The sequence below is a fragment of the Deinococcus arboris genome (assembly GCF_009755355.1).
In the GTDB taxonomy this organism is placed as follows: Bacteria; Deinococcota; Deinococci; order Deinococcales; family Deinococcaceae; genus Deinococcus; species Deinococcus betulae.
In genome coordinates, this window is the sequence record NZ_WQLB01000029.1 from 45164 (window position 1) to 59182 (window position 14019).

Consider the following 14019-nt stretch of genomic DNA (forward strand, 5'->3'; position numbering starts at 1 on the left):
AGCATCTGGCGACCTTGCAGCGGCATCCCGTCAGCGCGCCGGTCTCGCGGGCGGTGCTGGGCCTGGTCCCCAGTGGGGAGCGACTGGCCCTGCAACGCGCTGTGGACACGGCTGTGCAGCGCCATGAGGCCCAGGCCACACAGGACGCCCAAGCGCTGCGGGCACTCGCCCTTCAGCGGCAGTTGGCGGAACTGGACGCAGAGGCGACGCAGCCCGTGTTGCAACGCATTCAGGCCAGACGTGGAAGCGGCAATCCTCTCCCGGAAGCCGTCCAGCGCCACTTAGAACAGGGCCTCAACCACGACCTGAGCAAGGTGCGGATTCACGACGACGGCGAAGCCCACACGCTCGCCAAAGGTGTCAATGCCATCGCCTTTACGACGGGCACCGACATCTTTTTCCAGAGCGGAAAATTCAGCCCCAACACGAAGAGCGGCCTGGAACTCCTGGCACATGAGGTCACCCATACTGTCCAGCAGTCTCAGGGCCGAGTGGGCAAAGGGATTGACCCCGACGCCGGGCTGGAAAGCGAAGCCCGCACGATGGGCGCCAAGCTGGCCCAGGCCATGCCCAGCCCGAAAAGCCTGATGCTGCCCAGCTCCCATGCCCCTGGCATCTATAGTCCACGCGCTGCCCTGGCCCGCGTGCAGGACGCAGCCGCCAGTCACGCCCTTCTGACGCCGCTGCGCGCCCTGCAACGCCACCCGGACCTGACCATCCAGCGCAGCCTGGTCGGTGACAAGCTCAGCGAACTGGCCGGCACTATCCCCGGCTACCGGCCGCTGACGATGGCCTTGGGCTTCGATCCCGTGGCTGGCAAGGCTGTCAGAGCCGATCCCAACGCCTTACTGACCGCTCTGGGGCAGTTCATCCCTGGCCCTTTCAAAGACATGGTCAAGGTTGTGCGCGAGCAGAACCTGCTGGGCAAGGCCTGGACGTGGTTCAAGGGTGAACTGACCAGACTCCAGCTCGGCAAGGTGGTCACTGACGTTAAGGCTGCCCTGAGTGGCCTGCCTAACCTGGGCAAGGCCAAGGGCATCCTGGTGACTGCCACTGACAGGGTCAGAGCCTTAGTAGCGCAATCCGCCCGCAAGCTGGCCGACATTGCCCTGACGGCCATCACCGCCGGGCTTGGTCCAGCAGGGAAACGCATCATGGCCAGCCTGCGCCAGGCAGGCGACGTCATCACCCAGGTGCTGAAGAACCCTGGCCAGTTCGCCAAAAACCTGATGAATGCCCTCAAGCAGGGCTTCATGGGCTTCGTGGCCCGGTCTGGACAGTGGATTCAGAAAGGGCTGGGCGACTGGCTACTGGGCAGCGCCAATGTCCAATTCCCCAAGAATCTGAATGTCGAGGGCGTGCTCATGACGGCTCTGAGCATCATGGACCTGGGCTACGACGCCCTACGCGCCCGCCTCGTCAAGGAGCTGGGGCCGGGCTCGGAGAAGAAGATCGCCTTTCTGGAAAAAAGTGGTGAAGCGCTGGGCCAGCTTAGAGGCAACGTCGGCAAGGCCCCGGAACTCAAAGCCGTGGCCACCCAGCTGGGCGGTCAGGTCATCGGCGGCATCAAGACCGAGGTGACGGAAACGCTGGTGAAGAAGGGTATTCAGCGGGTGGCCCTGATGTTCAATCCGGCAGGCGCGGCGATCGGGGCGATCATGACGGCCTGGAGCACCATTCAGACCGTCATTGACAAAGGGCAGCAGATTATGGGCGTCATCATGAACGCGCTGAGCAGCGTCCGCGAGATTGCCAGCGGGAATGTAGCGGGCGCGGCGCGGTACGTCGAACAGACGGTCGGCAAGGCCCTGCCGGTGATGTTCAGCTTCGCGGCGAACTTCCTGGGGATTGGGAACATCGGGGCGCGCATCAGGAAGCTGGTGAGGGGCATGCGACAGAAGCTGGGCATTGACCGGCTCATCAATACTGTCATGGTCCGCCTCAAAAAGCTGGTGGGAACCGGCAGAACCCTGGCGGCCAATGGCATTCAGCAGGGAAGAGCCGCGGCGAGCACGGTGGTAGCAAAGCTTAAAGGAATCATCACGCCGGTTGCGAAATTTCAAGTTGGCAAGGAGAAGCATAGCGTCTGGGTCGAGATGAAAGGCCGCCAGCCAGTGATCATGGTGGCGTCTACCCCAGCTGATGCGATGAGGCACCTTCTGGGATTGCGTCAGAAGTGCATCCGGTTGGGCGTGCATGCCCAACCGGGGGTCCGTCAGGGTCTGGCCAATACGGCTGCGGTCATCAATCAGGAGAAACGGCGCATCGCTCAGGCCATAGGTCAGGCTGGGGCAGCCTCACATATGGGTACAGGTGCAGCTGATCCCAAGAAACAAGCCAACAGCGTCGTGCAGCGGGTACGTCAAGCTCTAATCACTGTATACGAGGCAATTGAGCAGGCACAGCACCGGACAGGGGGAGTGACGATTGCCGGGACGCCAGTGTCGGACGGCGTGCTGAACCAGCTGATCCTGCAGGCCGTTCACAGTTCGAAGGCGTACGCCAAACTTCAGGCGGACACGGCTCGGCATACCAGTCAGATCCAGGGGCAGCTGCCGGCCAATTCAGGACAAAACCAAGGCATGGCCACGGTGACCGTTCATCTGGGCCCGGGCGAGTCGTTCGAGGGGATTTACAAAGCTGCCAAGGAGCTGCCCGCGAAGTTCAACCTGAAGGTACAGGTCACCGTTCATCATCAACCGACGGCGCAGGCAGAGACGCCGGCAATGGATCTCGTGATCTCGAATGCCCGCAAGATCTTCGCGAAGCGGATCGCCCTGTTCGTGACCAAGGGCGGCTCGTACTCCGTCAAGAACTCAGGCGGGCATCACAAGCCGACGGACCTGATGTGCCAGGAGATCGGGCAAATCTGTCAAAGCGCTGGAATCACCGAGAAGCAACTCAGCCAGAGCCTGAGTATCTTTTCACGGACACGCGTTTTGTCGCCGGCCCTTCAACCATTCCGCAGTCAGGTTACTGCCCTGATGAGTGTGCTGTCTGGCGCCGAGTCTTCGCGTGGAGTGACTAACCTTGCAGCACAGGGCATGGTCCTGGCCTTGATCGGCGCTGGAAAAATGACGTTTAGGGAAGCATTTGAAGGAAGGCAGTTTACACGCTTCGGAGGCGGGGCCTATCCCTTCTCCATGCAGAGTGGGGAAAGTGGCGCGCGGGTCTTCGAGCAGCGCCTCAGTGCGATTCTGAAGGGCATACCACCCAATGCAGACGGGACCGCAGCCCAACCGAAAGCCACGCCTCAGGCCCTTGAATTTGAGCGGAGGACGGCTGGCCTGGCGCGTCAATGGTTGGTGGCCTCGAAAAAACAGATGTTCGCCTCTAATCAAGATTTCGTGTCCTGGCTCTCGAAACGGATAGGTTGAAAAAATGATCGCACCACAATTCCCAAAACCTGGTCAGCGAGTTCTTCTACGGGATATGGACTACTTCAATGCACATCTCGTTCTTGAAGGCATGGACTGGCAGCTTGTCGATGCAAAATACGAAGAGTCTGATGGACGTACGACCGTTACCAGGCTCATCCACGTCTTTAATGGAAATGAAGCCTTGGTTGCTGTGGCGACAGAAGATCAGACATTAGGGCTGGATTTCGTAGATTTCTACGGCAAGAGCGCTGACGTGATTGAAGCGGCCGCCGAGCAACTTGAGGGGTATACCGAAACAGAGTTGCAAAATGCTGCTGAGCAAGCGCAGACGCCGGGCGAGCTTCAGGCCCTGCTCCTCAAGCTGGGTGTGACGGCGCTCACCCATAACTCCGCCTGGAAGCAGGCCTTCATTGAAGGGCACATTCGGCAGGGCCCTAGAGAGACACGTCTCGCCGCGCTCCTGGCCGCTACCCTCGCGGTCAACCCTGTGTTCCTCCCCTCCATGCAGGCGGCTTCACAGGACGAAGACCCTGAGATTCAGGCGTACAGTGCAGGACTCCTGAGGGTCCTAAACTCCGGCGGAGACCCATTGCGAGGGCCAGCCAGTGCGCCCGCTTCTGAAGACATAGCGGGAGCAGAACAGCGAGGGGAGCCTCCCTCTGCCGAGACGTTGACCCAGCGCCGCCGCGCTCTGATTCAAGCCGCGCTGACCGCACCTGTGGAAGAGGCGGCGTTCTGGGTCAGTCCGCTGGTCAAGGGGACAGCTGAGAGCCAACAGGCGAACGCCTGGAGACGGCCCCGTCGTCGTGTACTTCTGAAGACCGAGGCGTGGAGCGCCAGTTTGTTTCTGCGAGCGGGTGATTGGGCTGTCATGGACTGGGAGAGCGAGGAGGGCGACCAAACATTAGCCGCGCGCTACGTGTACGTCAGCGCCGGCGACCCTAACATATGGGCCGAGGTCATCCAGACACTGGGCTTGACTTTCGTGGACTTCCACGGGGATGACGAAGACGAAATTAACCGAGGTATAGGCTTGCTGGAGGGCGTATATACGGAGGATGAGCTCCGCGAAGTGGCGGAACACGCGACCCTGGGGGCGGAACTAAATGAGGCGCTGCTTCAATTGGGCATCACAGCAGCAACAGTGAATCCGTCGTGGAAGCGGAGCTTCATTGACGGTCATTTGAATTTTGCACCGGCGGAGCAGCGGAAAGCCGCGATGCTAGCAGCAACATTTTCGATGGATCCAGTATTCTTGCCGGCCATCGAGAATGCCGCTGAAGATGCGAACGGAGTGGGTGAGGACTTCAATGTACGGTCACTTGCGCGGGCACTTTTGGATGTTTGGGCAGCGCGCCGCCTGACGTAAAGGTCGTTTAACAATGTGGGCGTATCGTTGTCTCTGAGTAGACCGTAAGAGTTTTCTCAAGACAATAAGAGCTATGGCAACCTGCCCTGACTGCGGCCACAGCAACCTGTCCGGTATCGCATTTTGCGATGAGTGTGGATATGACCTATCTAGCACGCCCACGTCGGCTGCGGCGGTCACCAATCTTCCGGCTACGGCGTGTGGGTAAAGGGAGTAAACAGCGTTATAGGCTTATCTTTTGCTGCTGTGGCGCGAAGAAATCAGCGATGAACAGTGGACACGTCTCGAACCCCTTCTGCCACCCTTGGTCGGTTTGGGACGGCCGTATCTGGCCCATCGGCCGATTATCAGTGGCATCGTCCGGGTGCTTCGGACCGGCGCGCCTTGGCGTGACGTTCCCGACCGATTCGGAAAATGGACCACCGTGTCCAGCCGCTTCCGTCGCTGGACCACGAACGGCCTCTGGCAGGCCATCTGGGCGCAGTGACAGCGTGAAGCTGACCTGAAAGGACAGCTCAACTGGTCGATGCACTGCGTGGACGGCACCGTGGTTCGAGCACATCACTGCGCTGCTGGCGCACGTGGAGGCCAGAAAGAAGAAGGGTTGGGGCGATACTGCGGTGGATTCAGTACCAAGATTCATCTGCGTGCTGAAGGACACGGCAAGCCAATGGCGTTCGTCCTGAGCGGCGGCGAACGGCACGAGTCGAAGTTCCTGCAACCACTGCTGGAAACGGGTGCTGTGGTTCGTTCGGGACGAGGACGCCCGCGCATCCGTCCTGAGCGCGTGATGGGTGATACAGGCGACAGCTACACGACGACTCGAACGTATCTCCACCGCCGCAGCATTCGAATCACCATTCCTAGGCGGAAGGACCAAGGGCTGGATCTCTGATTCGATCCTGCCGTGTACAAGGAGCGCAACAAGATCGAGCCCTTGGTGGGCCGCCTCAAGAACTATCGGCGAGTCGCCAACCGCTATGACAAGCGCGCGGTAAATTTTCAAGGGTGGGTGACCGTCGCTGCCGTGCTGCTGTGGTTATGAGTCTTGAGCACCACCCAGGCATAAGGGTGCTCGATGAGCAGCGAATCACTTCAGATGCGAGATTTCCCATCGCGTGACTTCAAGCGATGACCAGCCGTCCCCATCAATACTGAGAAAGGTCACTTGCCGGCCATTCTGGAAATTCAGGGAAAGGGACGGGACATGGTTGCGTTCACCGTAAGACCAGCCAGTGAGTGTCTCACCACGGAGGGACAACTCTTCGCCCAAGTCGCGCAGGAGCCAGAACATGTCTTCTTCTGGAATCTCGCAGGCTTCAGGCGCCTGGTCCCAGTGTTGGAGATAAAGCATGGGTCCATCAATCATCATTCGCCACCACTGGCCTTCCACCAGGGCGAAGACTTGGTCGGGGAACGTCACGTGGTCCCCAAAACGGTATTCGAGCCCCATTAACTGTTCCAGCACCTTCCCTGTGAAGGGAGGCTCGCCGCCTCGCAAGATCAGATCAAAGTCGTACGGACCCATACTTCAGTTTGGCTCAGAACAACCTGCGTTCACGCGTACCCTTGGCCGACACGACCTAGACTCACGTGTCCATGCGTGCGGACAGGGTGCGCTTCCAGCAGGGCCAGCAACGTAGACACGTCCTGCTCCGCCACAGCGGCCCCGGCCCGGCGACGGCGTTCCTTAGGCGCCAAAGCCACCCAGGCTCGGGACGGCGCAAGTTGTCCGTGCCTCTAGAGATCAAGCGTCACCGGATCAACTCCACCGTGAAGGGAAGGTCCGGCAGCCGGGCCCAGTTCTGCTCCGCCGTCAGCACGGTCAGCCCATGTGCTTCGGCCGTCCCTAGACAGGCCGCGTCACCAAGACTCAGGCTGCACGGATTTTTGCGCTCGTAATAATAAGGTGGCCCGTGCCCGATCAAATGCCAGCTCGGACACCAGGGGTGCCAGATGGCCCCACGCAGCTTGCCCTTGCCCATGAGTGTAGTCCCCTTTCCCGATCAACTTGCCCTCCAGTTCGGTCAGGGTCACGCTGCTCACCTGACAGGCTCGGCTCGTCAGGGCCGCGCGCACTGCTGCGTAACCAAGCTCTTGCCGCCACAAAGCAATGTCGGCTGGAGAAGCTGTGGACTCGCCCCCCCAACCTCGCCCAAGAGTTCCTTCAAAGACAGTGCGGCAGCGGCGTGCCGATCGTCCTAGACATAGGTATGAGCCTTTAGAGTGGAAATGGCGTTCGCGTGCCCGAGGCGATCAGCCATCATCTTGGTCGGCACGCCCCGGCGAATGAGCAAGATGGCTGCGGTGTACCGCAGATCGTGGAAGCGGATGCAGAGCACGCTCGTCTCTTCAATCAACGTCTTGGTATGGTCAAGATGGCGGCCCTGTGCGTGGTTCCCAGACGCTGCAGTGAAGACGAGGTCGATGGCGCGGGGCGATCATTTGGTTCGATGTTCTAGGGTCTGTGCGACTGAACTCAGAGACGGAGTGTAGGGTCAGTCAGCGTGTACACGAACAGATTTGAGTGACCGCCAGTGGTTGGCCCTGCAACCGCTCCTTCCAAGTGATCCGCTGCGAGGTCACCGGTATGCCGACCATCGACGCGTGATCAATGGCATCCTGTGGCGCCTCAAGTTGGGTACACCCTGGCGGGATATTCCACCGCAGTACGGACCATGGCGAACATGCCATGACCGCTTAACCCGATGGGAACGTGATGGTACCTGGCTGCGCATCCTTCAGCAGCTCCAGGGAGAAGCAGATGCCCTTGGAGACATTGATTGGCACGGTGCAGCGATTGACAGTACCCACATTCGGGCCCACCGAAGCTCAACAGGAGCACGCAAGCACTGCCTCAAGAACGATCAGCGGCCATGGATCACAGGGGAATGGCTCGGCCATTCCCGAGGAGGCCAAACCACCAAAATCCATCTCTGCGCGGATGGTGACGCCCGGCCGCTTTCAATAGTCATCAGTGAGGGTCAACGGGCCGATGGGCCTTTTCTCCTCCCCGTTCTCGATGCCATTCGAGTGCCACGCAGTGGACGCGGCCGACCACGAAAGCGACTGCTTTTGGTTCGAGTTGATCGAGCCTACGGTGCTTCAAAGTACCGTCGTCAGTTGTGGCAGCGTGGTACGCAGTGCGTGTGTCCAGAGCGGGAAGATGCCAAGAAATGGCGACTCAACCGAGGCTCAAATGGCGGACGGCCACCAAGCTTCGATGTTCAAGCCTATAAAGGACGGAACGTTGTCGAGCGATGCATCAATCGGCTCAAAGATTTTCGTGCGGTCGCGACCCGGTATGAGAAGCGAGGTCGATCGTTCTACGCGGTTGTGCTCTTGGCCTGTATCACGCTGTGGCTGGGATATCCAGGAAGCGCCTATGAAGAAGCCCATCGCGCCACTCCATCCTGTGCGCTGCGTTTGACTGGCCGATAGTCAAACCGCCTTGGATCGCCGCTCGGAGAATGACAGCGACAACAGCTGGCGTAACAGCGAGCATCACTTCAGGTGGGGACTTGGAAAGCCAGGGATCCGGAGCGTCAGGAAGATGCACGATGAAGCGGCTTGCCCGTTTCTCAGGACCGAGCACCGTCAATACACCTGCATCTTGCTCAGGTTGAAAACGCCACGTGTAGTGTCGCCCGTCGACCGTGATGGAGCGGTAGCCACGACGTTTTCTCGGCTGCGCCATGATGTCAGCCTATCCGAGAAGGCGCTGTGAGTTCAGCCGCACAGGCCCTAGCTAAAGATGTTCCTGTAGCAAGCAGACGGTGTTCTGGCCTGTGCCAGCTCACGCTTCAGAGTCGTCACAAGCCGTAGCACTTCACCCGTCTTGGTCAGTACCTCACGCTGAATCTGAGGCCACTGCGTTTCTGCAGTGAGCCGCCGCTCTCCTAGGCCACTGACCTACGTCGGCAGGTCAGTCAGGTTGCCGCGCAGGGCTCCTAACACTTCCAAAAGTTGAGCCGAGAGCTGCTCAAGCGGCATGCTGACCGCCGGCTAACTCAGCAGGGCCGTCCGGAGATGCTCTTGCAGACTCTGCTCACCACTGTCGTTAAACGCATTGACCACCGCCTTAATCTGCGCCCACCCCACGAACCTACTTTGCCGACCTATGCACTGGAGTGACTGACCGGTCTGGCCCAACACGCGACTGAACGTTGTGACGCCCCTGCTGGCCGTGGTGCGGTGGACCTCGCACCGCTCCTCTGTCGGCATAATCAGCGGGATCAATTCCGCAGGTCGAATTCACTTTCAAGGGTTCCTATCAGCGGCCAGTGTACGCGCGCACCTATGGAACGCGCAGCTTAGAACGCCGGTCGTGCAGAAGGCCCGCATTGCTGAGTCAGGAAGAGGCGGGCTGAGTTGAGGCAGAACCTCGCCCAACCTGAACAGTGGGGCAGCACCTCAGACTAGATGAAGCTGAGCATTCTCAAGACGACTCGCTTGCGCCTCACCCTACGCCCTGTGTCTCGACCCGAGCAATTTGAGCAGCCAAGTCACTGCTCAGGAGGTGTCACCTCAGCAGTGTAGTCACCGACATCCGAATGTCACTGTACCCAGCCGGTACACCCACACCACCTAACGCCACTTGGCTCACCACAGTCAACTCAGAGCTGCGGCGCCTCCATTCACGTCATGACACCAGACCACTGACGTGACCGAAGCGCCAGAGCGGTCGCCTGAACTAGGGGCTTTGCTCGAAGCCGCAACCCCAGAGAGCTGTGGTCAACACTGTGCGTTCAGCTCCACACTGACCCCGCCTGCTGGACTGAGTCCACAACCCGAGCAGGCTCTCGCTTGCCGAGTTCTCGCGTCACTGGGGCATGCAGTTCTTCAGATCCCAAACCTGCGAGCATCGAACTCGGCTCGGTGACCAAGCCAAACCGCTCATACCGAACCGAGCGCAGCATCTCTTCTTTCCAATACCTGCACCCGCAGAGCAGCCTGGCCGTTGGACACTCCCGGCGGTGGCGCTCTCCCCGAACGTCAACAGCAGAACCGTGCGTCGGTGTATTGGTCAGTCTGGATGCTCAGTCATGTCAGCAGCGCTTGGTGGTCAGGCCCGCGCCGTGTCACCTGTACTCTTGGTCAAGAGTCCGTCCTCTTCTGTCACTGACCATAACCCGACCTTGTCTGAGGAGATGCACTGCCCTGACTCGGGAAGCCCCTGTTCCTTCGTCGCCCGCCCAGCTCTGAAGTGAACAGCCCAGTCTCTGGATGCAGGTGGACTCTGGCCCTGAGACTTTAGACTTCTCCACAGAATCAGCCAGTCACACGGGCAGCGACATCATCAAGCTGGCCCTCTCCTACTGCCCCAACTTGACAGCGCAGCTCCCCTAAGCTCCGGGCGACACTGCTCGGCGGAGTCCTAGACCGGCGCGGCCCTGGCAACGATGACTCTGCCAGTCGTACCGACCAAGCGTCACACCACTGGCTTCACATCTCTTGACCCAGCCGCACGGCAAGCAACCAGCAGTCACGCTGCTGGCACTTCACCACCCGACGGCAAGACCCGAACCACAGGTGACCGTCACTTGAACCAGCTCTCCTTGAGTGGTTCACCAGTGACACTGACCTACTCTTGCCACAGGTAACGGGGGCACGCCGCTGGTACACCACCACCCGACCGCCGGCCCGCGCGCAGAAGTGTAGACTATTCCTGTAACGTGGCGTAGTGCTCAGCCAGGGGCGAGTGCACCCCACCACCCGTCTGTCCCCTCGACCCTTTAGCAATCAGGATCAGCTACTGACACCTCTGAAGGCACAGCATCAGAAGACGAGAGGGCCATTCAAAGCGTCAAATAACCCTCAGGTACCCCAGAAAGTGGCTCTCACCTTTCACGGAAGAAGACCGAGAAGCGTGGTGAGGTTGGTGATGAAGATTCTTCAGAATTCCTCCAGTCCTAGGCATGCGTGACGGGTTTTGAAAAGGCCTATATGCCTGGCCAGACGCCTTTGTTGCCACACAGCCTCTTGCGGCTGCCAGGGGTGGTGGTGCGACCCCCCCCGCGGGTCCTTTCAAGCCCAAAACTCTTCAAAGCAGCGGCCGCCGAGGCGCAGCGCGCGCTGACTACACGGCGCAGCGGACCCCTACGGGGCCACGCCGCACCAGACCAGTCGTGGGGTTGAACTTGGGCCGCGTGGGCAGGCGAACACCTGAGGTCCCTGGTGACTCCCACCCAAAGGCATTGGCGTGACCGGCGCGCGGCGCCCGGACCGAGGGGCACTTGAACTCGGCCGCGTGGGCCCAGCTGCACCCTGCCGCGCGCGGCGGACCCTGCGGGCCACGCCGCGCGGTGAAAAGCGGCATGAAGAGTGCGGCAGTAATGGCAGAGTCGAAAGACCACAGCGGCCCCCGGTGGCAACCGGTCAGGGTAGGTTACCGGCAGCGGCAAGCCGGCGGATGGAACCTGGAGTTCTCCGGCGACGTCCCGACCTGGACCAATGCCCTCCTCGTAATGGACGGCGCAGGCCTCGCGCCGAAGCCCGAGTTCCGGGTGTTCATGACCCGGCCGGGCGTGACAGGCGGCACCGACTGGTTTCACGTAGGCCAGGCCTGGGTCTTGGGACAGGGCCGGGCCGTGGTCATTCAACTGGCCGTACAGGTGCCGAAAGGCGAAAAGAAGTTGGTGCTGCTGCCACCACGGACGCGGGCGCGGGCCGCATAACCGGAGCATGGAGCGGCGCCACCCCGACACCTCAGACCGCACCGACACTCAACTTCACGGCGCTGACCACCGACCGGCGGTACCTGCCGGCGGGGCTCGCCTGGTGGCGCGGCGACCACTGGCGACTGCAGCTCGAGGGTCAACCAGGCACTGGGCGACTGGGGCTGTTCCTGCCCAGAGGGGTAAGCGGTGAGCTGCCGAGTCAGGTGCTCGTGAGGTTGGGCGAGGCGCGCCTGGGCTCTGGCGTCTGGGTGCCAGGTCTGCGCGGGGTGATGCTGAGTCTGACGGCGGCGCCGCGCAGCGGATGGTGTGACGTCACCGTCCCGACCGGCGCGGCGTGGGTCACGGTGCCGGAACCGGTGTGTCGATCCGGCCGCCAGCGCTGGTAGGAAGAGGCCACCCGACGACCTGATGCCAGTTGGTCCAAGTACCAACGACCACTCCGCACTTCAATGAGAGCCGGCTGTTCGGCCCCACGGCGGCCCGCCTGCTGATGCACGTCTCTGTTCAAATCAGTGAGGCAGCGCTGAAGCACGACAAGATATTTGATGGGTTGCGGGCAGCCGGCTTCACGTCCGGTGGGGTCGAGCAGTGCGGCGACAGACTGACGATCAGCGGCACCTGGCCCAGCGACGTGGGTTCAGGGATAGAGGCCCTCGCCGGTCTGGCGGCTGACCTTGGACACGTGAGACTTGTCGGGAGGACGCCGGTGGGCGACGCGGCGAGCAACCTGGTCTGGCGCAAGTACCGCGTAACGATTACAGAGGGCGGGTGGATTCATGGACCGATCTGCCACACCCAGGCGGAGATGCGGCGCCTGGTGAAAGAGGTGGAGGCGCGTGGCGACCGGGTTGAAGTCGAGGAGCGCTGGCTGGACGATCAGGGTGCCGGACCAACCGACGGCGCGCGGCGAGTGTCAGCGCCGCGCGCCGCATCGGCGCCATCCGAGTGACCTTTCCCCACCTTGCGGGGCGTGCGTCGCCAGTCCATCACTCCGCCTGCCGGACCCCTGCGGGGCCACAGCAGGCCAGCAGCTGTGGGCATGAGACCGACCTGGACCCCTGAAGGTTTGACTGCTCGCCTCGCGGAACTCGCCGCCCTGCTGGTTGGACTGCCGGACACGACAGCCCGCACCGAACGTCTGCATCAGGAAGAGGACGTGCTCGTGGTGGACGCGCACCTGTTCAAGCCCAGCGGCAAGTGGGCGTACACCACCCCGGCGATCTATCTCAAAGGGGAGATGGCCGGAGAGTGGGACGTGGCCATGATGGCGCAGCAGGCGGTGCGACGGGCCGCCGATCTGGGCGCAGCTCAGCTTTCGCGCGGCGCGCTCGACAGCTCCTACACGCTGGTCATCACCGACCACCCGGAGAGTTACCCGGTGATGACCCCGTCGGCGCCCGAGTGAAGTCGACCTGTGCGCGGGAAGAACCAGTCACCAGAGAACGAAGGGCGAAGGCGCACGTGCGCCTTCGCCCTTCTGTTTTGTTCGCGCAGAGACCAGAGGTCGCTGGCCCACCTGGCCAGGACCGCCGCGGCCAGGCAGAGCGCTGCTCGGCCGCGAGGACCGGCCAGACCCCGGCGCCCCCGGACCCCTGCTGGGGCCACGGGGGTCCAGCGGCCACGTGCATGACACTTCCCTTGTCGGCAGAGCACACCAGCACCCGGTCAGCCCTCCTCGCGGCGCGGCGCAGCCGCGAGTACCCACAGACGAGTGGACAACTGCGCCGGGGGCCCTCCTTCTGTCTGCTGGGGGTGGCGGCTGACCTGGCCGTCAAGAGAGGGCGCGCGACCTGGGACGGCGACGTCCTGTGCCTGGGTGAACAGCGGTTTGACTTTGGCCTGCCCGAATACTCGGACGTCATCCTGACACCATAGGACTTTATGGTGCCGGTTGACCTGTTGCCTGAGGCGCTGGCACGCAGCGCCCGGATAGCCCACCACACCCAGCAAGGTCAGATTCACTCGGCGCTGCTGAACGATGACGCTCAGGTGAGCTTCAGTGACTTGGCGGACCTGCTGGAACAGGCCTGGCACCGGCATAGCTTGGGCCAGAGCAGTCACGCACCCCGCAGGCAGTGAAGTTCACAGGCTAGGCGTCTAGGAGGGATGGGGTCACGGTGGCCTCTTCCCTCTGTACCGTTCAGCGCTTCAGCGAACCCTGGACCCCTTCCGGGGCCGCGGCGTTCCGAAAGGAGAGGACATGACGCAGACCCCCTGACCTTGAACGAAGACCAGACCGCCCTCCTGACGGCGCTGCCCAGCGGCGAGTACCAGCAGACCCGCAACCGCCTACGACGGGGCGACTGCTTCTGTGTGATGGGCGTGGCTGGTGACGTCGCCGTCAAGAAGGGCGCCGCGACGTGGCATGGTGAGCAGCTTCTGGTCGGCGACACCTACTCCCAGATGGACCTGCCAGCCCAGGGACATGGGCTGAACCTGACCCGGCGTGACTTCGAGATTCCGGTCTCAATGCTGGCGCAGGCAACCCGGCGCCGGCTCGACTTCATGGACGTGATCCAGAACGGGCGGGTCCACATCATTGACCTGAACGATGACCAGCACCTGAACTTCATGGGCTGCGCCGACCTGC

General features: G+C 61.7%; 13 protein-coding genes and 2 pseudogenes. 11 read left to right on the plus strand and 4 right to left on the minus strand.

The genetic code is table 11. The features are described from left to right. Nucleotides 1-182 precede the first annotated feature (182 nt). The 4 genes and pseudogenes from GO986_RS17410 (at nucleotide 183) to GO986_RS17420 (ending at nucleotide 5794) form a co-directional block, all read left to right on the plus strand. Nucleotides 183-3377: an eCIS core domain-containing protein gene (locus GO986_RS17410; RefSeq protein WP_232337867.1), complete on the plus strand. Its 3195-nt coding sequence runs from the start codon at nucleotides 183-185 to the stop codon at nucleotides 3375-3377. A gap of 55 nt (nucleotides 3378-3432) precedes the next feature. Beyond that, a complete protein-coding gene (locus tag GO986_RS17415; RefSeq protein WP_157460580.1) occupies nucleotides 3433-4749 on the plus strand; it encodes a hypothetical protein in 1317 nt (438 codons plus the stop codon). 73 nt (nucleotides 4750-4822) lie between these two features. Next, a complete protein-coding gene (locus GO986_RS23575) occupies nucleotides 4823-4957 on the plus strand; it encodes a zinc-ribbon domain-containing protein (RefSeq protein WP_439648718.1) in 135 nt (44 codons plus the stop codon). A 36-nt stretch (nucleotides 4958-4993) separates the two neighbouring features. Further along, nucleotides 4994-5794: pseudogene (locus GO986_RS17420) on the plus strand (IS5 family transposase). A 45-nt stretch (nucleotides 5795-5839) separates the two neighbouring features. Here the strand turns inward: GO986_RS17420 and GO986_RS17425 are convergent. From GO986_RS17425 to GO986_RS23505, 3 genes are all read right to left on the minus strand, one after another. After that, entirely contained in the window at nucleotides 5840-6277 is a 438-nt protein-coding gene (locus GO986_RS17425) for a hypothetical protein (RefSeq protein WP_157460581.1), read from the minus strand. Nucleotides 6278-6612: 335 nt separating this feature from the next. Further along, nucleotides 6613-6786, minus strand: coding sequence for a hypothetical protein (locus GO986_RS17430; RefSeq protein WP_157460582.1), 174 nt, complete (start codon nucleotides 6784-6786; stop codon nucleotides 6613-6615). Between the two features lie 164 nt (nucleotides 6787-6950). Continuing rightward, a complete protein-coding gene (locus GO986_RS23505; protein WP_439648719.1) occupies nucleotides 6951-7178 on the minus strand; it encodes a tyrosine-type recombinase/integrase in 228 nt (75 codons plus the stop codon). Nucleotides 7179-7272: 94 nt separating this feature from the next. Here GO986_RS23505 and GO986_RS17440 point away from each other — a divergent pair. Then, a pseudogene (locus tag GO986_RS17440) lies at nucleotides 7273-8115 on the plus strand (IS5 family transposase); the annotation flags it as partial. Here the strand turns inward: GO986_RS17440 and GO986_RS22645 are convergent. Further along, on the minus strand, nucleotides 8102-8446 hold the full coding sequence (locus tag GO986_RS22645; protein ID WP_198170781.1) for a hypothetical protein: 345 nt from the start codon (nucleotides 8444-8446) through the stop codon (nucleotides 8102-8104). The pseudogene GO986_RS17440 and the gene GO986_RS22645 sit on opposite strands and share 14 nt — an antisense overlap. Before the next feature lie 2638 nt (nucleotides 8447-11084). Here GO986_RS22645 and GO986_RS17445 point away from each other — a divergent pair. From GO986_RS17445 to GO986_RS17470, 6 genes are all read left to right on the plus strand, one after another. Next, nucleotides 11085-11426, plus strand: coding sequence for a hypothetical protein (locus GO986_RS17445; protein WP_157460584.1), 342 nt, complete (start codon nucleotides 11085-11087; stop codon nucleotides 11424-11426). A 418-nt stretch (nucleotides 11427-11844) separates the two neighbouring features. Continuing rightward, the gene (locus GO986_RS17450; protein ID WP_157460585.1) at nucleotides 11845-12378 is read left to right on the plus strand and encodes a hypothetical protein; all 534 of its coding nucleotides are present in this window, start codon (nucleotides 11845-11847) and stop codon (nucleotides 12376-12378) included. A gap of 117 nt (nucleotides 12379-12495) precedes the next feature. After that, nucleotides 12496-12834, plus strand: coding sequence for a hypothetical protein (locus tag GO986_RS17455; RefSeq protein WP_157460586.1), 339 nt, complete (start codon nucleotides 12496-12498; stop codon nucleotides 12832-12834). A 221-nt stretch (nucleotides 12835-13055) separates the two neighbouring features. Continuing rightward, nucleotides 13056-13304 carry a hypothetical protein gene (locus GO986_RS17460; RefSeq protein WP_157460587.1) on the plus strand — a complete coding sequence of 83 codons (249 nt, stop codon included), beginning with the start codon at nucleotides 13056-13058 and terminating at the stop codon, nucleotides 13302-13304. A 6-nt stretch (nucleotides 13305-13310) separates the two neighbouring features. Next, nucleotides 13311-13508, plus strand: a complete 198-nt coding sequence (locus GO986_RS17465) for a hypothetical protein (RefSeq protein WP_157460588.1) — start codon at nucleotides 13311-13313, stop codon at nucleotides 13506-13508. 141 nt (nucleotides 13509-13649) lie between these two features. After that, on the plus strand, nucleotides 13650-14019 hold a 370-nt coding region (locus tag GO986_RS17470), incomplete at its 3' end, for a hypothetical protein (protein ID WP_157460589.1).